The sequence below is a fragment of the Actinoplanes octamycinicus genome, assembly GCF_014205225.1.
Classification (GTDB): Bacteria; Actinomycetota; Actinomycetes; order Mycobacteriales; family Micromonosporaceae; genus Actinoplanes; species Actinoplanes octamycinicus.
The window spans coordinates 10,011,870-10,035,288 of sequence record NZ_JACHNB010000001.1 but is presented as its reverse complement, the minus strand read 5'-3'; the positions used below and the strand labels follow the sequence as shown (position 1 = coordinate 10,035,288).

At 73.7% G+C, this 23,419-nt stretch carries 20 protein-coding genes; 8 read left to right on the top strand and 12 right to left on the bottom strand.

Annotated features, from left to right (window positions below):
• Nucleotides 1-160 precede the first annotated feature (160 nt).
• Nucleotides 161-3,409 (top strand): helix-turn-helix transcriptional regulator, encoded by a 3,249-nt coding sequence (locus BJY16_RS45530; RefSeq protein ID WP_185046018.1) that lies wholly within the window; start codon nucleotides 161-163, stop codon nucleotides 3,407-3,409.
• 34 nt (nucleotides 3,410-3,443) lie between these two features.
• Nucleotides 3,444-3,962: a YceI family protein gene (locus tag BJY16_RS45525; RefSeq protein WP_185046016.1), complete on the top strand. Its 519-nt coding sequence runs from the start codon at nucleotides 3,444-3,446 to the stop codon at nucleotides 3,960-3,962.
• 32 nt (nucleotides 3,963-3,994) lie between these two features.
• Here BJY16_RS45525 and BJY16_RS45520 read toward each other — a convergent pair whose 3' ends face one another.
• The gene (locus tag BJY16_RS45520) at nucleotides 3,995-5,584 is read right to left on the bottom strand and encodes a DEAD/DEAH box helicase (protein ID WP_239176866.1); all 1,590 of its coding nucleotides are present in this window, start codon (nucleotides 5,582-5,584) and stop codon (nucleotides 3,995-3,997) included.
• A 109-nt stretch (nucleotides 5,585-5,693) separates the two neighbouring features.
• Here BJY16_RS45520 and BJY16_RS45515 point away from each other — a divergent pair, with 109 nt between their 5' ends.
• On the top strand, nucleotides 5,694-6,545 hold the full coding sequence (locus BJY16_RS45515) for a sigma-70 family RNA polymerase sigma factor (protein WP_185046012.1): 852 nt from the start codon (nucleotides 5,694-5,696) through the stop codon (nucleotides 6,543-6,545).
• Nucleotides 6,546-6,600: 55 nt separating this feature from the next.
• On the opposite strand, the gene BJY16_RS45510 is transcribed toward BJY16_RS45515, so the two are convergent.
• Nucleotides 6,601-7,116 carry a hypothetical protein gene (locus BJY16_RS45510; RefSeq protein WP_185046010.1) on the bottom strand — a complete coding sequence of 172 codons (516 nt, stop codon included), beginning with the start codon at nucleotides 7,114-7,116 and terminating at the stop codon, nucleotides 6,601-6,603.
• Nucleotides 7,117-7,280: 164 nt separating this feature from the next.
• Between BJY16_RS45510 and BJY16_RS45505 the strand changes: the two genes are divergently transcribed.
• Nucleotides 7,281-9,581, top strand: a complete 2,301-nt coding sequence (locus tag BJY16_RS45505; protein WP_185046009.1) for a HelD family protein — start codon at nucleotides 7,281-7,283, stop codon at nucleotides 9,579-9,581.
• 242 nt (nucleotides 9,582-9,823) lie between these two features.
• Here the strand turns inward: BJY16_RS45505 and BJY16_RS45500 are convergent, their stop codons facing one another.
• From BJY16_RS45500 to BJY16_RS45490, 3 genes are all read right to left on the bottom strand, one after another.
• Nucleotides 9,824-10,861, bottom strand: coding sequence for a class I SAM-dependent methyltransferase (locus BJY16_RS45500; protein ID WP_185046007.1), 1,038 nt, complete (start codon nucleotides 10,859-10,861; stop codon nucleotides 9,824-9,826).
• Between the two features lie 175 nt (nucleotides 10,862-11,036).
• Entirely contained in the window at nucleotides 11,037-11,891 is an 855-nt protein-coding gene (locus tag BJY16_RS45495; protein ID WP_185046005.1) for a GNAT family N-acetyltransferase, read from the bottom strand.
• 85 nt (nucleotides 11,892-11,976) lie between these two features.
• Nucleotides 11,977-12,897: a sigma-70 family RNA polymerase sigma factor gene (locus BJY16_RS45490; RefSeq protein ID WP_185046003.1), complete on the bottom strand. Its 921-nt coding sequence runs from the start codon at nucleotides 12,895-12,897 to the stop codon at nucleotides 11,977-11,979.
• Nucleotides 12,898-13,114: 217 nt separating this feature from the next.
• Here BJY16_RS45490 and BJY16_RS45485 point away from each other — a divergent pair, with 217 nt between their 5' ends.
• Nucleotides 13,115-13,615, top strand: coding sequence for a DUF456 domain-containing protein (locus BJY16_RS45485; protein WP_185046001.1), 501 nt, complete (start codon nucleotides 13,115-13,117; stop codon nucleotides 13,613-13,615).
• Between the two features lie 40 nt (nucleotides 13,616-13,655).
• On the opposite strand, the gene BJY16_RS45480 is transcribed toward BJY16_RS45485, so the two are convergent.
• Nucleotides 13,656-14,936 (bottom strand): D-alanyl-D-alanine carboxypeptidase family protein, encoded by a 1,281-nt coding sequence (locus BJY16_RS45480; protein ID WP_239176864.1) that lies wholly within the window; start codon nucleotides 14,934-14,936, stop codon nucleotides 13,656-13,658.
• Nucleotides 14,933-15,364, bottom strand: a complete 432-nt coding sequence (locus BJY16_RS45475; RefSeq protein WP_185045999.1) for a hypothetical protein — start codon at nucleotides 15,362-15,364, stop codon at nucleotides 14,933-14,935. Before BJY16_RS45475 ends, BJY16_RS45480 begins: the two co-directional genes overlap by 4 nt.
• A gap of 199 nt (nucleotides 15,365-15,563) precedes the next feature.
• On the opposite strand from BJY16_RS45475, the gene BJY16_RS45470 reads away from it, so the two are divergent.
• Nucleotides 15,564-15,911 (top strand): histone-like nucleoid-structuring protein Lsr2, encoded by a 348-nt coding sequence (locus BJY16_RS45470; protein WP_185045997.1) that lies wholly within the window; start codon nucleotides 15,564-15,566, stop codon nucleotides 15,909-15,911.
• A 22-nt stretch (nucleotides 15,912-15,933) separates the two neighbouring features.
• On the opposite strand, the gene BJY16_RS45465 is transcribed toward BJY16_RS45470, so the two are convergent.
• The 4 genes from BJY16_RS45465 to BJY16_RS45450 all read right to left on the bottom strand — a co-directional run bounded on the left by BJY16_RS45465 (nucleotide 15,934) and on the right by BJY16_RS45450 (nucleotide 18,982).
• Entirely contained in the window at nucleotides 15,934-16,815 is an 882-nt protein-coding gene (locus BJY16_RS45465) for an LLM class flavin-dependent oxidoreductase (protein ID WP_185045996.1), read from the bottom strand.
• A 27-nt stretch (nucleotides 16,816-16,842) separates the two neighbouring features.
• Complete coding sequence (locus BJY16_RS45460; RefSeq protein ID WP_185045994.1) at nucleotides 16,843-17,301, bottom strand: MarR family transcriptional regulator; 459 nt, start codon at nucleotides 17,299-17,301, stop codon at nucleotides 16,843-16,845.
• A gap of 72 nt (nucleotides 17,302-17,373) precedes the next feature.
• Entirely contained in the window at nucleotides 17,374-18,513 is a 1,140-nt protein-coding gene (locus tag BJY16_RS45455) for a PP2C family protein-serine/threonine phosphatase (RefSeq protein ID WP_185045992.1), read from the bottom strand.
• A gap of 82 nt (nucleotides 18,514-18,595) precedes the next feature.
• Nucleotides 18,596-18,982: an ATP-binding protein gene (locus tag BJY16_RS45450; RefSeq protein WP_260419301.1), complete on the bottom strand. Its 387-nt coding sequence runs from the start codon at nucleotides 18,980-18,982 to the stop codon at nucleotides 18,596-18,598.
• A 140-nt stretch (nucleotides 18,983-19,122) separates the two neighbouring features.
• Between BJY16_RS45450 and BJY16_RS45445 the strand changes: the two genes are divergently transcribed.
• Together BJY16_RS45445 and fgd are read left to right on the top strand one after the other, a co-directional pair.
• Entirely contained in the window at nucleotides 19,123-20,934 is a 1,812-nt protein-coding gene (locus tag BJY16_RS45445) for a sigma-70 family RNA polymerase sigma factor (protein WP_185045988.1), read from the top strand.
• A gap of 10 nt (nucleotides 20,935-20,944) precedes the next feature.
• On the top strand, nucleotides 20,945-21,949 hold the full coding sequence (gene fgd / locus BJY16_RS45440) for a glucose-6-phosphate dehydrogenase (coenzyme-F420) (protein WP_185045986.1): 1,005 nt from the start codon (nucleotides 20,945-20,947) through the stop codon (nucleotides 21,947-21,949).
• 82 nt (nucleotides 21,950-22,031) lie between these two features.
• Here the strand turns inward: fgd and BJY16_RS45435 are convergent, their stop codons facing one another.
• Entirely contained in the window at nucleotides 22,032-23,309 is a 1,278-nt protein-coding gene (locus tag BJY16_RS45435) for a glycosyltransferase family 2 protein (RefSeq protein WP_185045984.1), read from the bottom strand.
• Between the last annotated feature and the right edge of the window lie 110 nt (nucleotides 23,310-23,419).

Here is a 23,419-nt window from a genome sequence, read left to right as displayed (position 1 = left end):
GCACCGCGAGGGTCTGCGCGCCGGAGTCCGAGCGGTGCGGTGGTGGGCTGGGTCTTACGGGTGTCTCGGGGGTGTGGAGGCACCCCTGTGCGCCAGCCGGCACCGAAAGGGTCCGCGCGCCCGAGTCCGAGCGGTGCTCGGGCGGCGGGACAATGCCGGGATGAGTCTGGTCGCCCGGGTCGCCGAGGTGGTCGCACTGGACCGGCTGCGCGCACGGGCGGTGGCCGGGTCCGGTGCGGTGGTGCTGCTCACCGGCGAGGCCGGGATCGGCAAGACCACCGTGGTCGAGGAGGCGGTGGCCCGCGCCGTCGCGACCGGCGCCACCGTGCTCACCGGCCGCGCCGACCCGGACGAGGGCGCCCCGGCCTACTGGCCCTGGCAGCGCCTGCTGGCAACGGCCTCGCCGGACGGCGTGCGTTCCCGCTTGCCGGTGACGGCGTCACCGGGTGGCGGGAGTCCCCGGCCGGCGGCGGGTGGCTTGGGTCCGGGGCTGCTCACCGTCGACGAGGTGGCGGGGGAGCCGCCGGCCGCGACCCGCTTCCGGATCAACCGGGCCGTGCTGGACGCGGTCCGGGTGGCGGCCGTTGACGCGCTGCCGGGTGGCCTGCTGTTCGTGCTGGAGGACCTGCACTGGGCCGACCCGGCCTCGCTCGGCCTGCTCACCGCGCTGGTCCGGGAGGTGCGGGACCTGCCGCTGCTGGTCCTGGCCACCGCTCGCGACCTCGATCTGCCCGGCGCCGAGGTGCTGCCGCTGGCCGCCTGGGACGTCCCGGCCGTCGAAGCCTGCCTCGCGCAGCACGCCGGCGGCCCGGTCCACCCGTCCTGGCCGGCGACGGTGCATCGGCTCGGTGGCGGCAATCCGCTCTACACCCGGGAGCTGATCCGGCTGCTCGCCGACGCGGACCGGCTGCGCCGTCCGGCCGGCGCCGTGCAGCCACCGGACGGGCTGCTCCGCCTGGTCGGCCGCCGCCTCGCGGAACTCGGGCCGGACTGCCGCGAGCTGCTGGGCCTGGCGGCCGCGTTCGGCTCGGAGATCGACGTGCCGTTGCTGACCCGGGTGGCGGCGATCCGGAGCGACCCGGTCGTTGCCGCGCCGGTCGCACCCGGCGGTCCTCAAGCCGCACCCGGCGGTCCTCAACCCGCACCCGGCGGCCCTCAAGCCGCACCCGGCGGCCCTCAAGCCGCACCCGGCGGCCCTCAAGCCGCACCCGGCGGTCCTCAAGCCGAACCCGAAGGTCCTCAACCAGTGCCCGCCCACCCCAAGGGGGCGGTCCCATCTGCCATTGTCGCGCGGCGAGCCGGGGAGCCGGGCGCGGCTTGTGGACAACCAGAGAATGTGGACAACGCCCGCCCGGACCTCGCGCCCGACTCTGCGGCACAGGTGGAGGCGCTGCTGGAGACCGCCATCCGGACCGGGGTGCTGGTGGAGGACCCGTGGGCCCCGGCTCGGCTGCGGTTCGCGCACGAGCTGGTCCGCGAGGCTCGCTACGCCGAGTTGAGCCGGGGGGAGCGGGTCGCCGCGCACGCCCGGATCGCCGAGGTGCTCGCCGGGTCCGGGGCGCGGCCGGACGAGATCGCCCGGCACCGGGTGCGCGCGGCCGTCGACGACCGCTCCCGGGCCGCTGCCCGGGACGCCTGCGTGGCGGCGGCGCGGGCGGCCGGCCGGCAGCTCGATCACGGGGCCGCGGTCACCTGGTACGGCCACGCCCTGGACGGCTTCCCCGGTGACTCCGCGTTGCGGTTGGGGCGTGCGGTCGCTGCGTACCGTAATGGGAATCTGAGTGTCGCCCTGAGTGACTGCGCCGCCCTCCTCGACCAGGCCGAGGCCTCGCGTGATCCGGATCTGGCGGCCTCGGCCGCGCTGGTCGTCCGCGGTTTCGGCGGGCCGCTCGCCGCCGCCCTGCTCCGGCTCTGCGAGCGGGCCCTCGCGCTGGACGACGGCGACAAGGAAAGCGGCCCCAAAGGAAGCGGCTCCAAGGAAGGCGGCGGCAAGGGAAGCGGCTCCAAGGAAGGCGGCCCCAAAGGAAGCGGCTCCGAGGAAGGCGGCGGCAAGGGAAGCGGTCCCAAGGGAGGCGGCCGCAAGGAAGGCGACGAAGACGGGGGCGGTGGCGCGGCGCGACGGGCGCAGGTGCTCGCGCAGCTGGCGTATCTGCTGGTGGAGACCGGCGAGACGGCGCGCGCCGAGGCGATCAGCCGGGAGGCGATGGCGCTCGCCGAGCGGACCGGCGACCCGGACGCGCTGGCCGCCGCGGTGCACGCCCGGCACGAGGTGCTGGACCCGGTGGCCGCCGCCGAGGAGGTGCTCGACCTGGCCACCCGCAGCATCGACCTGGCCGCGGCCGGCAGCCGGCCGGACGCCGAGCTGTGGGGCCGGATCTGGCGGCTGGACGCCCTGCTGCTGCTCGGCGACCTGGCCGGGTTCGACGCGGAGCTGGGCCGGCTGGCCGGATTGGCCGACCGGCTGGGCTGGCCGGTGATCCGCTGGCATCTGCTGCGTGCCCGGGCCACCCAGCAGGCGCTGGCCGGCCGGGTGCTGGCCGCGCTGGAGCTGTCCGACGAGGCGTACGCGCTGGCCGGCACGATCGAGGAGGAGCCGGGCCGGATGCTGCACTCGGCGTTCCGGACCGGGCTGGCGCCGCTCACCGGCGAGCCGCCGGCCTGGCCGGACGACCTGGCGGCGGTGGCCGCCCGGTTCGCCGCGGTGCCGATCGCGATGGCCGAGGTCGGGCTGCTGGCGATGTACCGCGGTGATCGGGCGGTGGCCGGGGTCTGCGCCGGCCGGCTGCGGGCCGTGCTGCCTGGCCTGCGCCCGGACAGCCGGCGGACCTTCGTGGTGATCACCGCCGGCGAGATCGGCGCCTGGCTCGGCGACCGGGAGCTGACCGCGGAGGCTTACGCGCTGGTCGAGCCGCTGCCGGTGCGTTACCTCTACTCGACTACCGCCTGTCACGGCTCGACCGCCCGGCCTCTCGGAGTGATGGCCGCGGCGCTCGGCGACTGGGCGGCCGCGGCCCGGCATTTCGAGACGGCGATCGCGATGGAGCGGCGGATCGGCGTCGAGCCGTTCCTGGCCCAGGCCCATCTCGCGTACGCCCGGGCGCTCCGTCCGGTCGACAGCCGCCGCGCCCGCGAGCACGCCGCGGCAGCCCTCCCGATCGCCCGCCGGCTGGGCCTGGCCGGCCTGCTCGCCGAGGCCGCCGACCTGTCCCGGGACGAGCTGACCACCCGGGAACGGGAGATCGCCACGCTGGCCGCCGAGGGCCTGGCGAACCGGGCGATCGCCGAGCGGCTGTTCATCTCGGAGCGGACCGTGGAGACGCACGTCCGGCACGCGCTGGCCAAGCTCGGCGCGGCCAACCGCACCCAGCTGGCCGCCCGGTTACGTGCCGGCGATCAGTACCAGCACTGAGGTGCCGCGGCCCGGCTCGCCGGAGGCTCGGGGCATGACGACGAACACGCTCAATGAGCTTCGCAGCGGCACGTACACGATCGATCCGGCCCGCTCCGGGTGCCGGTTCACCGCCCGGCACGCCTTCGGGCTCAAGCCGGTGCACGGCACCATGCCGGTGCTCGGCGGCACGGTCACGGTGGCTGCCGACCCGGCCCGGTCGATCGCCTCGGCCGAGCTGGACGCGGCCGGTTTCACCACCGACGATCCCCGCCGGGACCGGGACGTGCGGGGGCCGCGTTTCCTGGACACCGAACGGCACCCGGAGATCGGCTTCCGGTCCACCCGGTGCCTGCTCGGGCCGGACGGGTGGCAGGTCGCCGGGGTGCTCAGCGTCCGGGGCGGCTCGTGCGAGGTGGTTCTCGCGGTCGACTCGGGGGAGCCGGTGGCGGACGGGTACCGGTTCACCGCCCGGTGTGTGGTGGACCGGGTCGCGGCCGGGGTCCGGTCCGGCCGGGGGCTGATCCAGCGGACCGTGGAGATCGTCCTGGACGTGGTGGTCCGGCCGGCCTAGCGCCCCGTCCCGGGGGACGGGGCGTGTCGAGGTCAGCGACCGGAGCGACGGCCACCCGCGCGGGCGGAGAACGCGGCTGCGCCGCCGCCGCCGGTGGCGGGGCGAGGCTGCGGCGTACCCGAGCGATTCGTGGTGGCCTGCCCGGACCGGCCGGCGTTCCCGCCGTTCCGCGGTGCCGGCGAGGCCGGAGCCTGCCCACCGGCGGACCCCCGCCGGCGGCCGGACGCCGCCTTCTCCGGTGTCCCGCGACCGGTCGGAGCGGCGGCGCGGCCTTCCGGCGCGGCGCCACCCCCGGCCCGGCCGCGCCCACCGCGCCGCCGCCGGGACGAGCCGGTCGACCCGGCCGACCCGGCCGACTCGGGGGAGGCCGGCCGCGACTGCGGAGCCGGCTGCACCGGGGCCGGGGCCACGAAGCTCCGCTCGCCCGGCGCCAGCTCGGCCAGCAGCGCGTCGCCGGGACGCGCCCGCCGGGTCACCGGCCGGATCCCGGCCTTGCGGGTCAGGTCCCGGACGTCGGCCTGCTGGTCGTCGGTCATCAGGGTGATCACCGTGCCGCGCGCCCCGGCGCGGGCGGTGCGCCCGGACCGGTGCAGGTACGCCTTGTGCTCCACCGGCGGATCCGCGTGCACCACCAGCGTCACGTCGTCGACGTGGATGCCGCGAGCCGCGATGTCGGTGGCCACCAGGGTCTCCGCGGTCCCGTCCGCGAACGCGGACAGGTTGCGGTTCCGCGCGTTCTGCGCCAGGTTGCCGTGCAGCTCGACGGCCGGCACCCCGGCCGCGATCAGCTGCCGGGTCAGCACCTTGGCCCGCCGCTTGGTGCGGGTGAAGACCACCGACCGGCCGGGCGCCGCGAGCAGCTCGACCAGCACCGGGAAGCGGTCGTCCGGCTGGACGTGCAGCACGTGGTGGTCCATCTCGACGGGCGCCTGCGCGGCCGCGTCCACGTGGTGCGTGACCGGTTTCCGGAGGAACTGCTTGACCAGGACGTCGATCCCGTTGTCCAGGGTCGCCGAGAACAGCAGCCGCTGCCCGCCGGCCGGGGTCTGCCCGAGCAGCCGCCGGACCACCGGCAGGAAGCCCAGGTCGGCCATGTGGTCGGCCTCGTCCAGCACGGTGATCTCGACCGCGTCCAGCGACGCGTGCCCGTTGCGGATGTGGTCGTCGAGCCGGCCCGGGCAGGCGACCAGCACGTCCACGCCCCGGCGGAGCGCGGCGATCTGCGGGTTCGCCCCGACCCCGCCGAAGACGGTCAGGGTGCTCAGCCCCATCGCCGCGGCGAGGGGACGCAGGCTTGCCTCGATCTGGGTGGCCAGCTCCCGGGTCGGCGCCAGGATCAGCGCACGCGGGCGGCCCGCCTTCGGACGCGTCTTCGACGCGGCCAGGCGGGTGACCACCGGCAGCACGAACGCGTACGTCTTCCCGGATCCGGTACGCCCGCGGCCGAGCAGGTCACGCCCGGCGAGCGAGTCCGGCAGCGTGGCCGCCTGGATCGGGAACGGTGTGGTGATGCCGAGCTCGGCGAGGGCGCCGGACAGAACGGCGGGGACGCCTAGCTCGATGAACGATGTCAAAAGGGGTAACTCTCCGTAGGTCAGTTGGAGATCAATCCTACCGGTCATCCGTGGCAACCACTCTGCACCCGGTATCGAACCGTGCCGCACTCAGCCTCGCAGATCTTTTTCCTCAGCGCCGGACACCCCTCCCCGGCCGGTACTGAGGAGACCCCTGATGAACGGTGAATCACCTGCCGTCGATCGGCGTGGCGAGGACATCGTGCGAGCGAACATGCCGCTCGTCGGGCACCTGGTTCGCGAGATGCTGGCCCGGGTCCCCGCCCACGTCAACCGCGATGACCTGCTGTCCGCTGGGTACGCCGCCCTGGTCGCCGCGGCCCGTGGCTTCGACCCGGACCGGGGCGTGCCGTTCCCCCGGTTCGCCGCCGCCCGGGTGCGCGGCGCCCTGCTGGACGAGCTGCGCGGGCTGGACTGGGCGAGCCGCTCGGTCCGCCAGCGGGCCCGCCGGACCGACTCGGCGCGCGAGGAGCTGACCGCCGAGCTGGGCCGCACCCCGAGCGTGCAGGAGCTGGCCGAGCGGCTGGGCTGCACGGTCGAGGACATCGAGCACGCCGCCGACGACGTGCACCGGGCCACGGTGTTCAGCCTGCAGGGCTTCGCCACCGCGACCGCCGACGACCTGGTGACCGAACGCACACCCGGGCCGGAGGACATGTTGATCCTCCGGGAGCGGCTCGGCTACCTGCGGCACGCGGTGGACGCGCTGCCGGACCGGTTGCGGGTGGTGGTCCAGGGCTACTTCTTCGAGGAGCGGCCGATGGCCGAGATCGCCGCCGACCTCGGGGTCAGCGAGTCCCGGGTGTCGCAGCTGCGCGCCGAGGCGCTGGTGCTGCTCCGGGACGGGCTGAACACCCACCTGGACCCGGCGCTGGCCGCCGAGAACCCGCCCAAGGAGGGCTGCGTGGCCCGGCGCCGGGCGGCGTACTACGACCGGATCGCCAGCCGCGGCACGCTGCGTACCCGGCTCGCGCTGACCGGGCCGGACGGCATCCCGGTCGCGGCATAGATCTCTCCCCGGTGGCAGGGGCCCGTCGCGGTTCGCGGCGGGCCCCAAAACCGTCTTACGCGTTGGCGCAGGTGCCGGCCTTCTTCTGGGCGGCGATCGCCTTGGCCGCGCCGAGCTTGTAGAGCGCCAGCCCCTCGGCGGCCGGCTCCAGCTTCCAGGCGTCCTTCTCGTAGACCATGGTGTACGACTGCGCCGCCACCAGCTGCTTCGCGATCACGATGGCCTTGTCGGTGCCCTCCAGCCGGGCGCTGGTCAGGGTGATCGCCAGGCCCTTGCGGGAGCACGCCTGGTTGAGCTTGACGTAGTCGTCCTTGCTGATCGCCTGCTTGCCGGAGCTGGTGTACATCTCCCAGGCGCCGGCGAAGTCGCCGCCGCTGAACCGGTCGAACACGGTCTGCGCGGCGTTCTTCGCCCCGTCCAGGGTCTTCGGCTCGGGTCCGCCGGCGGCGGCCGCGGCGGCGGCGTTGCCGGCCGGGGTGTCATCGTCGCCGGAGCAACCGGCGGTCACGCCGAGGGTGGCGACAGCGGCGAGGGCCAGGACGGCAAGACGGTACGGGTGGTTGTTGTCCATGTCCCGGTTAATCCCGGCACGCCGCCTCGCGTAACGGCCCCGGCGTGTCGTTGACGACTTCCTGACACTTGCCGCCCCGCCCGTAACCTCCGGACGTTCAGCTAGTCTGGTCGTTTGCCGTAAACAGAAAAGGCAACCGTTAATAGCGGTTGCCAGCGGCCGGAATGATAGCACGAAAAGGGGCGATTTTGTCAAGCTCGAACGCCGACATCGATTCCGAGCAGGCGTACTTGACCGCGCTCTACCAGCGGCTCGACCAGTTGCGTGAGCAGGCTGACAGCCGGCTCAAGGCGATCCTGCTGGAGGGTGGTGGCACCCCGCAGGGCCGCACCCAGCGCGAGGCCACCCGCGCCCACTACGCGGAACAACTCGCTCAGATGAATTCCGTCGAGAACGGCCTGTGTTTCGGCCGGCTCGACTTCGCCGCCGAGCGGGAGCGCTACATCGGCCGGATCGGCCTGTTCGCCGAGGACCGCGACCAGGACCCGCTGCTGATCGACTGGCGGGCCCCGGCGGCCCGTCCGTTCTACCTGGCCACCGCGGTCAACCCGGACGGGGTCACCCGGCGGCGGCACCTGCGTACCCGGGGCCGGGTGCTGACCGGCGTCGACGACGAGGTGCTCGACCTCACCGCCGGCGACGGCACCGGCCGGGAGGACGTGACCGGCGAGGCGGCGCTGCTCTCCGCGCTCACCGCGAACCGGACCGGCCGGATGCGCGACATCGTCGAGACCATCCAGGCCGAGCAGGACGAGGTGATCCGCTCCGGGCTGGCCGGCGCCCTGGTGGTGCAGGGCGGGCCGGGCACCGGCAAGACCGCGGTCGCCCTGCACCGGGCGGCCTACCTGCTCTACACCTACCGTCAGCAGCTGACCCGGTCCGGCGTGCTGATCCTCGGGCCGAACACCACGTTCCTGCGCTACATCTCCCAGGTGCTGCCGTCGCTCGCCGAGACCGGCGTGCTGCTGGCCACGCTCGGCGACATGTTCCCCGGGGTGCGCGCCCGAGCCGCCGAGCCGGCCGCGATCGCCGCGCTCAAGGGCGATCTCGACCTGATGCTGCCGGCCCTGGAGAACGCCGTCGCCGACCGGCAGACCGTGCCGGACGACTTCGTCGAGGTCGACCACGACGGCTACCCGCTGCGCATCGACCGCGCCGTCCTGGAGGACGCCCGGGCCGCGGCCCGCAGGTCGGAGCGCCCGCACAACGTGGCCCGGGCGATCTTCGTGACCGAGGCGATCCACCAGCTGTCCCAGCAGATCGCCGAGCGGATCGGCGCCGACCCGCTGGGCGGCGACAACCTGCTCTCCGAGGCCGACCTGGCGGAGACCCGCCGGGAGCTGCGCGAGGACGTCGACGTGCAGCAGGCGCTGTTCGAGTTCTGGCCGGTGCTCACCCCACGCCAGGTGCTGCGCGACCTGCTCACCGACGCCGGCCGGCTGGAGTCGGCCGGGCTGCCGGCGTCGTTCCTGCGCGACCGGGAGCACGGCTGGACGCCGGCCGACGTGCCGCTGCTCGACGAGCTGGCCGAGCTGCTCGGCGTGGACGACACGCTGAAGAAGCGGGAGGCGGCCCGGCAGCGGGAGGCCGCGATCGAGTACGCCGAGGGCGTGCTGGAGATCGTCGAGGGCTCCCGCTCGCTGGACTTCGAGGACGTCGAGGAGGAGATCCTCTCGGCGATCGACGTGGTCGACGCGAGCGCCTTCGTCGAGCGGCACGAGGTGATCGACACCCGAACCGCGGCCGAGCGGGCCGCCGCCGACCGTACCTGGGTCTTCGGGCACGTGATCGTGGACGAGGCGCAGGAGCTGTCGCCGATGGCCTGGCGGCTGCTGATGCGCCGCTGCCCGAGCCGCTCGATGACCGTGGTCGGCGACGTCGCGCAGACCTCCGAGCTGTCCGGCAGCACCACCTGGGACCAGGTTTTCGAGCCCTACGTCGGACAGCGCTGGCGGCTGGTCGAGCTGAGCGTCAACTACCGCACCCCGGCCGAGGTGATGGCGGTCGCGGCCGACGTGCTGGCCGCCGTCGACCCGCAGCTGCGCCCGCCCCGCTCGGTCCGCTCGGCCGGCGTCACCCCGTGGGCCCGCCGGGTGCCGGCCGGCACCCTGGCCGAGGAGCTGATCGCCGACGTCCGCAAGGAGGCCGCCGCGGTCGAGTCCGGCCGGGTCGGCGTCCTGGTCCCGGCCCGCCTGGAGCCGTCGCTGGGCGCCGCCCTGGTCGACGCGGTCCCCGGCGCCGCCGTGGGGGAGCAGCCCGACCTGCTCAACCACGTCGTCCTGATGACCGTCCGCCAGGCCAAGGGCCTGGAGTTCGACTCGGTCCTGGTGGTCTGCCCCGACGAGATCATCGCGGAGAGCCCGCGCGGCCTGTCCGACCTCTACGTCGCCGTCACCCGCGCCACCCAGCGCCTCGGCGTCCTGCACACCGAGCCGCTCCCGCCGGTCCTCGCCGCACTGTCCTGACCGATCCCGGCCCCGCCGTTGCGGCGGGGCCGGCCTTCCCCCGCGGTCCGCTCCCGATCCGCTGTGCTTCCGCTCCCCGCGGTCCGCTCCCGGTCCGCTGTGCTTGCGCTCCCCGCGGTCCGCTCCCGGTCCGCTGTGCTTGCGCTCCCCGCGCTTCGCTCACGGCTCGCTGTGCGCCCGACCGCTCCTTTCGCGTACGCCGTCAGCACCGCCGAGCCGCTCTCCGCCACCGGTGAATCGCCTCAGCCCGCCGCCCGGGCGACGAAGACGTTCTCCCGCCCCGGCCGGTCCGGCGCGTCCCGCACCTCGAGCACGTCGAAGCCCGCCCCGGCCAGCGACTCCTCGATCTCCTCCCGCGACCGGAAGCACAACGTCGAGTCCGACGTCAGAACCGCCCCGTCCGCGAGGAACCGGTACTCGTACCGAAAGGAGACCAGCGGCAGCCGAACCTCCCCGAGCGTGAACCGCCGCTCCACCGCCCCCACCCCGGGAACGTCCAGGGTGGTCGTCACGTTCTCGGCCGGCCACCGCTCCCAGTCCCGGAACTCCGGCCGCCGGCTCTCGAAGATCAGGTGGCCCCCGCTCCGCAGCACCGCCCGGATTCCCCGGAGCGCGGCCACCCACTCGTCCTCGGTGACGAAGACCTGAGCGACGTTCCCGGTCATCAGCGCCAGATCGACGGGTATCCGGTCACCCCAGACCGTGGGCAACTCCCCGGCCCCGGCGTGCAGCCACTCAACCCGCGAACCGGCAGCCTTCCCCCGAGCCGGTTCCCGTTCTCCCCGGGCCGTCACCTGTCCCTGCCGGGCCGCCTGCTGTTCCTGCCGGGCCGCCTGTTCTTGCCGGGGTGCCTGCTGTTCTTGCCGGGCCTGTTCTTGCTGGGGTGCCTGCTGTTGCTGCCGGGCCTGTTCTTGCTGGGGTGCCTGCTGTTGCTGCCGGGCCTGTTCTTGCGGGGCCGCCTGCTGTTGCTGCCGGGCCGCCTCCTGTTCTTGCCGGGGCGTCTCCTGTTCGTGCCGGGGCGTCTCCTGTTCCTGCCCGGCCGCCTCCTGTTTTCGGCGAGCCACCCCCAGCGACGCCGCCGCCGGATCCGCCCCGATCACGGCGAGGCCGCGCGCGGCCAGCAACCCGGCCAGCGTGCCGGTCCCGCACCCCACGTCGAGAACGGTGCCCGCCCCGAACTCGTCCACCATCCGTAGGTAAGCCGTAAGATCCCCGCGGTCCGCGTCGAACGCGTCGTAGACCAGTGCCAGCCGAGGATGTGCGAAGAGCGCGTCAGGCATCCCAAAAATGTATGACCGATCCGCTGCGTACGCCGCCAGATATTCGCTACCAGCCAAAACGCAAGATCGTCAGACCCCGCCCTTCCCTTGGGGGCGCCCCCGCTGATCATTGTGGCGGGGAGGGGCTTGATCGTGTGGCGAGCCTGTGGACGGCGCCGGAATGTGGAGAACCGCGTCAGCCCAGTTCCAGGCAGGCCACCCCGTAGTAGCCGGAGACGTCGATGTCGGGGCGGGCGGTGGTGTACATCCGGGCGGTCTCGAAGGCCGGGGTCAGGCCGGCCCGTTCGGCGAGGGCCACGGCAGCCGGGTTGATGGTGGGAACGTCGAGGGCGATCTCGGACAGCCGGTCGTCGTCCTCGTCGTGGGCGAGGGCGTCCAGCAGCTGCGCGGCGATCTCCGGGGTGGCGGCGTAGAGCGGGCCGATCCGGGCGCCCTCGGCCGCGGGGCGGCGGACGGCGAGGCCGGCCAGGGCACCGTCCTGCAGGGCGGCCAGCGCGTGGTGGTTCGGCGCGGAGATCCACAGGGCCAGGAACGTGTCCCGGTCCGCCGGGACGAAGCGGCGCTCGTACGCGGCCAGGTCGGCGAAGCTGAGGCCGCGCGCGTCGACCAGCGTGGCGCCGGACGTGTTCGGGTCGAGCCGGGGGACGCCCTGGAAACGCAGGTTGGTCCAGGCGGGCTGGAAGCCGGATTTGCGGTAGTTGTCCTGCTGGGCGACCACGCCGTCGAGTCCGATCACCCGGCCGGCGAGCCGGTCCAGCCCGGTCTGCCAGGTGCGCAGCCCGTATCCCCGGCCGCGGTGGTCCGGAACGGTCAGGTAGAAGCCGAGAAACCCGTGCCCGGCGCCATAGCGGACCACCGAGATCGAGGTGATCGGGTGCCCGTCGAGGCGGCCGACGAGAAATGCCCCGGGGTCGACCGGAAAGAAGATCCGTTCGTCACCGGTGCCCGGATTCCAGCCCTCGGCGGTCGCCCATTCCGCGAGCAGTCCCATGTCGTCGATGCTGGCGGGTGCCACCACGAATTCGCCCATATTGCGACCTTAATGAAAAAACGCGGTAATGCCGGAAGGGCTCGGCGTCCGGAGACGCCGAGCCCTTCCGGGAGTGCTCGCACAATCAGGCAGCCGCGGTACGCATGCCCCGGCCCAGGGCGGTGTGGCCGTGCGCGTTGGTCATCGCCAGCCGGCTCTGCATGGTGGTGTTGTTCGCGATGGTGGCGTAGTAGGAGGCCCGGCGGCGCGCGGTGATGCTCTCCGGGTTCTCCGGGTTCGGGGCCAGCTCCGGGTCGAGGTGGGTGTTGAGACCGTCGCGGAGCAGCGACAGCGCCTCGGCGCGCAGCTGGGAGACCCGGGACTCGGTGACGCCGAGGTCCTTGGCGATCTCCGCCATCGGGCGCTCCTGCAGGAAGTACTCGGTGACCACGGTCTGCAGGCGGTCCGGCAGCGAGTCGATGGCGTGGTGCAGGTAGCCGATCTGCTCGCGGCGCAGCAGCATCTCCTCCGGGCCCGGGTCGCGCTCGGTGACCAGGTCGTCGGCGCTGCTGGTGGTGAAGCCCTGCAGCGACAGGACGGTGGCGCGCTGCACGTCGGTGTCGGTCTGGTGCAGGTCGCTGGTGGTGGTGCCGAGCGCCTGGGCCAGCTCCTCCGGGGTCGGCGTGCGGCCCAGGGCGGTGGTCAGGTTCTGCCGGGTGGTGTCGGTGTTGCGGGCCTTGGACCGCACCGAGCGGGTCGCCCAGTCCAGCGAGCGCAGCTCGTCGAGCAGGGCGCCGCGGATCCGGGTGCCGGCGAAGCGGTGGAACGGCACGCCGCGCTCCGGGTCCCAGCCGCGGGCCGCGGTGACCAGGGCGTGCAGGCCGGCGCTGGTCAGGTCGTCGCGGTGGATGTGGTTGGGGATCCGGCTGAGCATGTCCCGCACCAGGTGGCCGACGAGCGGCATGTGCGCGCGGATCAGCTCCTCCTGCTCGCGGGCGGTGAGCACCGGCGTGGCGGAAGCGGTGTCGGCGGCGAGGTCGGCAGCGGTCGTCACGGTGCTGGTCATGTCGTTTCCCCCGGTTGTTGTCGGCGCCCGTTGGCTGGGTGGGCACCGGCTGACAGGGAGAAACTTTGAAGCCCGGAAGGTGCGGGAAAAGGTCACGGACAGTTGCCTCCCGGTTGCTTGAGAACCGGGCTGGCTGTCCGCGTTGCCGGAGTCGATCGGCGGCGCGCGGGCCCGCTTGAGGGTTTCCCGCGGGGGTGTGCCGGGGCACGGTGAGGGGATGGACCTGAGCGACAGCGCGACGTCGGTGAACCTGATCGCCGGGCTGGTGATCGCCGCCGGTGCCCTCGGCGTGTTCCTGCCGGTGCTTCCCGGGCTGCTGCTGAGCTGGGCCGGGGTGTTGCTCTGGGCGCTGCTCTCGGACGCGTCCGCCGCGGTGCGGTGGCCGGTCCTGGCGGTGGCCACGGCGATCGCCGCGACCGGGACGGTCGTCAAGTACCTCTGGCCGGGCCGGAAGCTGAAGGGCGCCGGGGTGCCGACCACCAGCCTGCTGGCCGGCGGGGTGCTCGGCCTGATCGGCTTCTTCGTGGTCCCGGTGGTCGGCCTGGTGCTCGGGTTCCTGCTCGGCGTGTGGGCGGCCGAGGCCGGCCGGCTGGGCCGGGATCAGGCCTGGCCGTCGACCCGGCGCGCGGTCGCCGCGGTGGGCCTGTCGATGCTGGTCGAGTTCGCCGCCGCGCTGGGCATCGCGGTCGTCTGGGTGGCCGGGCTGATCGCCGCCTGACCGGTCCGGCCGCCCCGGCGGGGCAGGGGGGGGCGACGGCCTAGGGTTTGCCGATCCGGCGGCGGCGCCGCTGGGTGAGCAGCAGCAGGAGCGGCATCGCGGTCAGCACCACCGCCACCGTCCCGGCCGCCACCACGGACAGCCCGCTGAACCGGCCGGCCGGCGCCGCGCTGACCCCGGGTGCGCCCGCGGTGGCCTTCTCCGCGGTGGCCGAGCCGGGCGCGGCCGCCTGTGCCGAGGCGGCCACCTCCTGCGGGGTGACCAGGTGCCCGACGGCGGCGCCGGCCGGCTGGGCGAACCCCCAGTCGAGCAGCGCCGCGCCCTGCTGCCAGCCGCGCATCGGCCGGGCCTCGGCGCCGAGCAGGGTGACCACCAGCCGCCGTCCGTTGCGCTGTGCCGCGCCGACGTAGCTGTGCCGGGCCACCGTGGTGAATCCGGTCTTGCCGCCCATCGCGCCCGGGTAGTTGTAGATCAGCTTGTTCTCGTTCTGGAACTGGAAGCCCTTGACCTTCTTGGCGGGCTGGGCCGGCATCTGCGCGCTCCTGGTGAGCACGTATTTGCGGAAGTCGGCGTTGGCGAAACACACCCGGGCGATCAGCGCCAGATCGTACGCGCTGGTGAACTGCCCCTTGCCGTCCAGTCCGGACGGGGTGACCGCGTGTGTCTGGAAGGCGCCGATCGCCTTGGCCTTGGCGTTCATCGCGGCCACCGTGGTGGCCACGCCGTCGGCGCCCCCGCCGCCGGCCATCCGGGCCAGCGCGTTCGCCGCGTCGTTGCCGGAGTTGAGCAGCAGCCCGAGCCAGAGCGTGGAGATCGAGTAGGTGCCGCCCACCACGATCCCGACCGCCGAGCTGTTCACCTCGATGTCCAGGTCGCTCGGCACCACCTTGATCTTCTGGTTCGGGTCGAGCCGGTCGATCGCGGTCGCGGCGAGCAGCGTCTTCTGCACGCTGGCCGGGGTCTGGTGGACGTGCGGGCCGCAGGCGCCGAGCACCTCGCCGGTGTCCAGGTCGGAGACCATCCAGGTGGTCGCGGTGACCGCCGGCGGCTGCTTCGCGCCGGCCGGGATGATCAGGCCGTGGGTGGCCAGGGCGTCGCCGCCGACCTTCATGGCGAGCGGGTCGTCGGCCGGCGGGATCGGGCGCGGCGGCGCGCTCGGCTTGGCGATCTTCGGCTTGGGGCAGGGGATCTCGGCGGCCACGGCGGCGGTCCGCGAGGCGGCGGTGGCCCGCGAGGCGGCGGCGGGCGCGGCGGCGGCTTGCGGAACGGTGACGAGGGCGGCGACCAAGGCCAGGGCGGCGGTGATCCGGGTAACCGTCACGGCCAGCGTGCTCCCGCTTCCAGCCGCCGGTCCAGGAGGTGCTCCAGCGGGATCGGCTCGCCGTCGCCGCCGCCGGCCCCGACGATCAGCCGGGGCATGCTCGGGGACGGCTCGGCGCCGGTGAACCGGGCGCGGAGCGAGGCCGGGACGGTCAGCACGTAGTACTCCCCGTCCTCGCCGACGGCGACGGTCCGGTTCGACTTCAGGTACCACCCGCGGAGCCGGGTCTTGTAGGTCCACCGGCCGTCGTAACTGGTCGCGGCGAGCGGGTGCGGGACCAGCCCGCGCTCCCCGGCGCGGCGGACGAACTCCTCGAGCAGCGCGGCGGCGCGCCGGGCCTCGGCGGTGCGCCCGGCCTCCAGCGCGGCGGCGCGGCCGGCCACGGCCTGCCGGTGCTGCGCCAGCCAGGCGGCGTGCTCGTCCTGCATGGCGCCGACCCTAACGTGAGACCCGGGGCGGAGGTCAACCTGGCTTTCTCAGGATTCGGTGCGAATACCCACAGCCCATTCTGATAAGGGACCTGCCGATCGGCGAAAAAAGAATTGCCGGATCGCGCCGGGGAGTTGCGCGGGATGCCGTTCGGGGGCCAGACTGTGCGCGGGCGATTAAATTCTCTCGGGAGTCGTTATGGCGCGGCAGGTAATCACCACCCTGATCGACGATCTGGACGGCAAGAAGGCGGATCGCACCGTCGAGTTCAGTCTCGACGGAGTCAGCTACACGATCGACCTTTCCGAGGCCAATGCCGGAAAGCTGCGCAAAGCCCTGGACCCGTACATCAACGCGGGAACGCGGCTGGGTCGCTCCGCCGCGCGCATCCCGGCCCGGGGCGCCGCGCCGGCCCGGACCGCCGGCTCCCGCGACGAGAACCGGCTGATCCGCGAGTGGGCTATCCGCAACGGGCACAAAATCTCCGAGCGGGGCCGCATTCCGCAGGAGGTCAGCAACGCCTATCGGGCCGCGCACGGCCGCTGACCTCGTTCCACATCGGACGGCGTCAAAGAATTCGGCGCAGCCGGGGCAGTTCCGCGGCCACGGCTTCGAGTGTCTTCTCGTCGCCGGCATACCAACTGGCCTGGCGGGGCCAGTGCGTGATCACATCGGTGAATCCCAGCTCGGCGGCCCGCCCGGTGGCTTCCTGGAACGCGTCCAGACTGCTCATCGAGAAGACCGGTGACGAGTCCAGATTGAGGTATCGGTCGACCGATTCCGGCGCCCGGCCGGCGGCCGCCAGGGTGGTCTCGAATCGGTCCCGGATCTCGGCCACCGCGCGCCACCATTCCTCGAGGGTCTCGGACTGCGGGCCGGTGGTGACCCAGCCGTCGCCGTACTTCGCGGCGAGTCGCAGCGCGCGCGGGCCGTTGGCGGCCACCACGAACGGCGGCCGGGGCTGCTGCACCGGGCCCGGGAGGCTGCGCGCGTCGACCGCCGAGAACCAGGACCCGGACCAGGTGGTCGACGGCGACCGCAGGATGGTGTCGAACAGCTCCAGGAACTCGGTGAACCGGTCGACCCGCTCGCGCGGGCTCAGCTCCGGGCGGCCGAGCACGGCCGAGTCGAAGCCGATCCCGCCGGCGCCCAGCCCGAGGATCAGCCGGCCGGCCGAGATGTCGTCGAGGGCCATCGCCTCGCGGGCGAAGTGTGCCGGATGCCGGAAGTTCGGCGAGGCGACGTAGGTGCCCAGCCGGATCCGCTCGGTGACCGTGGCGGCCGCGGTGAGGGTCGGCACCGCGTCGAACCACGGGCCGTCGATCAGGTCACGCCAGCCCAGGTGGTCGTAGGTCCAGGCGTGGTCGAAGCCGAACTCCTCGGCGAGCCGCCACCGCCGGCTCGCCTCCGCCCAGCGCTGGTCAGGAAGAATAACGATGCCGAAACGCATCGCTCCAGACTAGGGGGTGCGGGCGGATCAGGCGGTCCGGAGATCGTCGCCGGCGGTGGCGTCGGCCGCGGCCGCCTCGAAGGCGCGCAGCGCCCGGACCAGGTCCTGCCGGGCGGTGACCGGCATCCGCTCGAGCACCTCGGCGAGCGCCTCCCGGCGGCGTTCCCGCAGGTCGGCCAGGAGCCGGCGGGACGCGGCGGTGAGCAGCAGCCGCACCTCGCGCCGGTCCCGCGGGTCGGCCACCCGGCGCAGCAGCCCGGTCGCCTCCAGCCGGTCGCAGAGCCGGCTGGCCGAGGAGGGCACCACGGCGAGCGCCTCGGCGAGGCGGCTCATGTTGGTGTGCCGGTTCTCCGCGACGATGGTCAGCACCCGCAGTTGCGCGGGCGGGATCGCCGGGCTCTGCGCGAGACGGGCCCGTTCCAGGACAGCCACCAGCGACTCCAGCGACGTGTCGATCGCCGCGGCGACATCGGTGGCGTGCTCCATGGCGTTTCCCGTCGCGAAGTCACGAGCCTCAAAGGCCTGATGTGTACCCCGCCCGAGGTCGCCGTAAACCGGTCAACGGCGCCAATCCAGGCAGACCGTCACCGCGTCGTCCTCCGGCTCGGAGCCGGCGTGAAATTCCCGCAGACCCCGCATCACCGTACCGACCGCCTCGGTGGCCGGTTGCAACCTAGTCCTGCGCAACGCCGTGAACAGGGCGGACTCCCCGAAGGTGGTACCACCGCCGGGCGCCGCCGCGTGCACCCCGTCGCTGACCACGAGCAGCCGGTCACCCGGCTCCAGCCGGAACCGTTCGATCTCGTACCGGGCCTCGCCGAACATGCCCAGCGGCAGCTGCTGCTCCAGCCGGACCTGGCTGATCTCGCCGCCCCGGCCGATCATGCAGTGCGGCGACCCGGCGTCGACCGCGTCCACCCAGCCGCCGACCAGATCGATCTCCAGCAGCAGGGTGGCGGCGTGCAGGCCGCCGCCGTACCGGGAGTGCAGGGCGTCCGAGGCGAGCTCGGCCTGCTCGACCAGGTCCGCGCCACAGCGCCGGGCGTTGCGCATCGCGTTCACCGCGGTCGCGGTCAGCAGCGCCGCGTCCATGCCCTCGCCGGCACCGTTGAGCACGGTCAGGGTGAGCCGGTCGCCGGCCAGCGCCCAGTCGAAGTGGTCGCCGCGCACCTCGTACGCCGGCTCCAGCTGACCGGCGAGCAGGAACCGCTCGTCGCCCAGCGAACGGCCGGGCAGCAGGTCCCACTGCAGCTCGGCGGCCATGGTCAGCCGCTGCAGGCACTGCGCCTTGCGGTACCGGTCGGTCATCCGGTCGGCGGCGCGCAACGCCACCGCCAGCTCGTCGGCGACCAGGCGCAGCTGGTCGGCCTGCTCCGTGTCCGGCCGGCCGGGCAGGTCGACGCGCAGCACCCCGAGCCGCTCGCCCCAGCAGGACAGCGGCAGGTGCAGCCGGGCGCCGGCCGGACCGGTGGTGGTGGCCGGCTGCTGGCTGCCCAGGCAGCGCAGCGCGGCCGGGTCGGTGTCCGCCCCCGGCGGACCGAGCAGCGGGGCGAACTGGCGCAGCGCCAGGTCGGCGACGAGCACCTCGACCTGCTCGGCCGCGAAGTGCCGGCGCAGATGCTCGGCGATCACCTCGGGCAGGCGGTCGGGTGCCGCGGCACGCAGCAGCGCGCCGATGGGGACCGGGTGGTCGGACACCAGTGCTCCTCTCCAGGACCGACATTTGTTATACGACAAATAAACGGTCTGCGGATGCAGGGCACCGGCCCGTCAGGGCGTGTCAGGCGAAGGACTTCTCGAAGTGGATCAACGAGCCGGTGCGCGGGCTGGACTGCATGCGTACGTTTTCGGCCAGTGCCCGGATCAGGAACAGGCCGCGGCCGCGCTCGCTGGTCGCCGCGGGCGCCGTCCCGGCGGCCGGGTCGAACCCGGTGCCGTCGTCGACCACGTCGATCGAGCAATGATCGTGGCCGACGTCCAGGCGGACCTCGTAGCCGTCCGCTCCGGAGGCGTGTTTCACCACGTTGGCACAGGCCTCGGTGAGGGCGATCTCCAGATCGGCGCCGGCCTGGTCGTCCACTCGGAGCGTCGTCAACGCGCAACGCAGGAGCCGGCGCACGGCGGGAACACTGTCTACCTCGCGGGGAAGGCTGAGCCGAACCGACATGCGCATGCCGTTTCTGTGCCCGATCGGTCCGAGAGTTAACCGTGCCGGGCCCGAGACCCGGTCGCCGATTCGTGTTATCCATGGTCCTCGCGCCCGTCTCCCCTTGTGGCGCCCCGGCGCCGGAGGAAAGGGCAGTGCAGATGGCGAACCAACCCGACACCGCCACCGTGGTGGCCGCGCGCGCCGGCGACCCGGCCGCGATCGACCGGCTCGTGGCCGGTTACCTTCCGCTGGTCTACACCATCGTGGGCCGGGCCCTGGAGGGGCACGCGGACGTCGACGACGTGGTGCAGGAGACGATGATCCGGGTCCTGCGGAACCTCGGCGAGCTGCGCGAGCCGGAGGCGTTCCGCTCCTGGCTGGTGGCGATCACGGTGCGCCAGGTGCGGGACCGGTTCCGCGCCCGGCAGGCCGGCGAGCACGCCCTGCTCGACCCGGACCTGCGCGACCCGGGCGCCGACTTCACCGACCTGGCGATCACCCGGCTGGAGCTGTCCGGCCAGCGCCGGGAGACCGCCGAGGCGACCCGCTGGCTGGACGAGGAGAACCGGGAGCTGCTCGCGCTCTGGTGGCTGGAGGCCTCCGGCGAGCTGACCCGCGACGAGATCGTCGAGGGCACCGGGGTGGGCCGGCAGCACGCCGCGGTCCGCATCCAGCGGATGAAGGGGCAGCTGGAGACCGCCCGCGCGGTGGTCCGGGCGCTGCACCGGCAGCCGCTCTGCCCGGAGCTGGCGGTGCTGATCGAGCCGTGGGACGGCCGGCCGAACGCGCTGTGGCGCAAGCGGATCGCCCGGCACACCCGGGAGTGCCGGCACTGCGCGCCGGCCTGGCAGGACCTGGTCGCCGCGGAACGGCTGTTGGCCGGCATGGCCCTGGTGGTGCCGGCGCCGTCGCTGGCCGCCGGGCTGAGCGCGGGCGGGCTGGGTGCCGGCGCCGGCGGCGGGGTCAAGGCCCTGGCCGTCAAGGCGGGCCTGAGCGCCACCCAGAAACTGCTGGCCACCGCGCTCGCGGTGACCGTCGCCGGGGGTGGCGCCGCGGCCGCCTACACGCTGAACGAGCCGGCCGAGCCGGCCGTCCCGCAGGCCGTCGTCGCCCCGTCGCCGGCCACGGTCAGCCGGCCGCCGTCACTGCCGCCGTCGATCGCCCCGACGAGCAAGCCGGCGCCGTCGCGTACCTCGGCATCCCCGTCCGCGAAGCCGGCCGTGCCGGCCAAGCAGGCCTCGGCCAAGAAGGGTGTCGGCGTCTGGAAGTTCGACGGGTCCAAGGCGGCCCTGAAGAACGTCGGAGCCGGCTGGTACTACGACTGGGCCGCGCAGAACGACGAGATCCCCGGCCCGGCCGGCGTCGAGTTCGTCCCGATGATCTGGGGGAAGCAGAACGTCACCGGCGCGACCCTGAAGCAGGCCAAGGCCGAGGGGGACGTGCTGCTCGGCTTCAACGAGCCGGACATGGGCGGGCAGGCGAACATGAGCGTCGAGGACGCCCTCGCGGCCTGGCCGCAGCTGGAGGCGACCGGGATGCGGCTGGTCAGCCCGGCGGTCGCGTTCGGCGGGGACACCGCGGGCGGCTGGCTGGACCGGTTCATGGCCGGGGCGAAGGCGAAGGGGCTGCGGGTCGACGCGATCGCCCTGCACTGGTACGGCTCGGACTTCAGCGCCGCCGCCGTCGACCAGTTCCTCGGCTACGTCGACGCGGTGCACCAGCGGTACGGCAAGCCGATCTGGATCACCGAGTTCGGCCTGATGAACTTCTCCGGCTCGCCGAAGTACCCGAACGACGCCCAGAAGGTCACCTTCATCAAGGGCGCCACCGCCGGCCTGGAGAAACGCTCGTTCGTCGAGCGGTACGCCTGGTTCGGCCTGCCCGCCGTCGGGGACAGCGTCGACTTCGGGCTCTACCGGGACGGCGACAGCCCGACCGAGGCGGGCAAGGCGTACCGCGCGGCGGGTTAGGCTCGGTTTCATGATTCGGTTCGGGTACAAGGCGTCGGCGGAGCAGTTCGCTCCGGCTGAACTGCTCAGATACGGCATTCTCGCCGAGGAGCTGGGCTTCGACTCGGTCTTCGTCAGCGATCACCTGCAGCCGTGGCGGCACGACGGCGGGCACGCCCCGGCCGCGCTGCCCTGGCTCGGGGCGCTCGCCGCGCGTACCGAGAAGGTCCTGGTCGGCACCAGCGTGCTGACCCCGACCTTCCGCTACCACCCGGCCGTGGTCGCGCAGGCCTTCGCCACTCTGGGCTGCCTCGCGCCGGGCCGCGCCATCCTCGGCGTCGGCTCCGGCGAGTCGCTCAACGAGGTGCTGCTCGGCACCCGGTGGCCGGACGGCAAGGAGCGGTTCGCCCGGCTCAAGGAGGCGGTCCTGCTGATCCAGAAGCTGTGGGCCGAGGACCGGGTGACCTACGAGGGGCAGTTCTACCGAACGGAGAACGCCACCATCTACGACAAGCCGGACCAGCCGGTGCCGATCTACATCGGCGCGTCCGGCCCGGCCGCGACCCGGCTGGCCGGCCGGATCGCCGACGGCTTCATCACCACCAGCGGCAAGGGCCACGGGCTCTACACCGACACGCTGCTGCCGGCGGTCAAGGAGGGCGCCGAGAAAGGTGGCAAGAAGCTCGACGACCTGGACCTGATGATCGAGGTCAAGGTCTCCTTCGACGACGACCTGGACCGCGCCCGCAACGACACCCACTACTGGGGCGCGCTCGCGCTCTCCCCGGAGGAGAAGACCGGCGTCGAGGACCCGGTCGAGATGCAGCGCCTGGCCGACGCCCTGCCGGTCGAGCGGACCGCCACCCGCTGGATCGTCTCCTCCGACCCGGACGAGCACGCCGCCAAGGTCACCGAGTACCTGGACATGGGCTTCAAGCACCTGGTCTTCCACGCCCCGGGCCCGGACCAGGAACGCTTCCTGCGCCTCTACTCGACCGAGATCCTGCCCCGCCTCCGCAACCGAGCCCAGGCGTAAGCTACTGAACCCGGGGGGCCCGAAAACCCCAGCAGAATTCCGCGAAGCGCCGCCCGGCACGGTCCGGGCGGTGCTTCGTCGCTTATTCGTTCAGGTCCGGCCGCGGCACGGCCCGCAGTTTCCCGGTACGCCCACCGCCCCCGCCCCCCTCGCCATTGATCACGCGAAGGTTGGGCCGCCCCTGCATCCGCCGTCGCCCGGCGCCCACCTCGCGAGCCGCCGCCCCGCCCGCGTTGTCCCGCCACGGCCGTCGCGCCGTGGCACCGTCGCCGCCCGCCTGCCCGTTGGAAGCGCCCGCCGAGCCGAACGACAACCCGCCCGAAGCACCCGCCGAGCCGACCACCCGCCCGCCCGAAATACCCGGCGAGCCGAACGACAGCCCGGAGGCGGAGCCGCCGGCCCGCCGCGGACCCTGCCGCCGGTCCACCCCGGGCTCCGGCAGGCGCCCGCCCCGCGGGTTGGTCGCCGGCCACCGGGCCCCGGGCTCGTCCCCGGCCGGCCTCCGGTCCGCGCCGCCGCCCAGCCCACCCGCGTTGATCAGCCGGGTGTCGGTCCCGGTCCGTCCGAGCACCCCGGGCACAGCCGCCGAAGCCGCCGAAGCCGCGGGAGCCGTCCGCCCGGTCAGCACCACGATGCTCTCCGCCTCGCCTCCGCGCGCCGCCCGCCGCCGGTCGACATGCTCCCCGGCCAGCGCCCACACCGCCGGCAGCACCCCCGGCCGGGTCGCCGGCGTGGTCCGCGGGTACGCCACCGCCGGCACCTCGGTCACGAACAGCCCGTTCGCCGCGGCCCGCACGGTCAGCAGCGGCTCGATCTCGGCGCCGTCGCCGCGCACCGGGTCGATCCCGGACACCCGGGGCAGCCCGACCGAGCCGGCCACGTCCCGCCAGAACGCCCGGAACCCGAAGCCCGGGTCGGTACGCCGGCAGCCGAATAGCACCGCCATCAGCCAGAGCAGCACGCGTGCCCCGATCCGGGCGAACCGGCCGCCGGACAGGTCGCGCCCGCCGTCGCGGAACCGCGAGCCCTGCGCCACGTCGGCGCCGTCGCGCAGCGCCTGCAGGAGCCGGGGGATCTCGGCCGGGTCGCACGAGCCGTCGCCGGCCAGGGTGACCACGACGTCGCCGGTGCTCTCGGCGACACCGCAGGCCAGCGCGTTGCCGACGCCGTCGCGGGTCTGCCGGACCACCCGGACGGCGGGCGGCACCGCGGCCGCGGTGGTGTCGTCGTCCCGGGCGGCCACCACGATCACCTCGGCCGTGGCGGGCAGCGCGGCGAGCAGGACCGGCAGGGCGGCCGTTCCGGCGGGGATCACGACGCTCACGGACGGTGACGAGGGGCGGTGGGGCGGCACGGGCATGCGCCGCACGCTACCGGCCGGCAACCGACTGGCAACTCGCCCGACCGGTGGATCGTGATCATCTCAGCGGCCGTCACCGTCCGTACAAATAGGGTTTGAAGGTAGTGTTT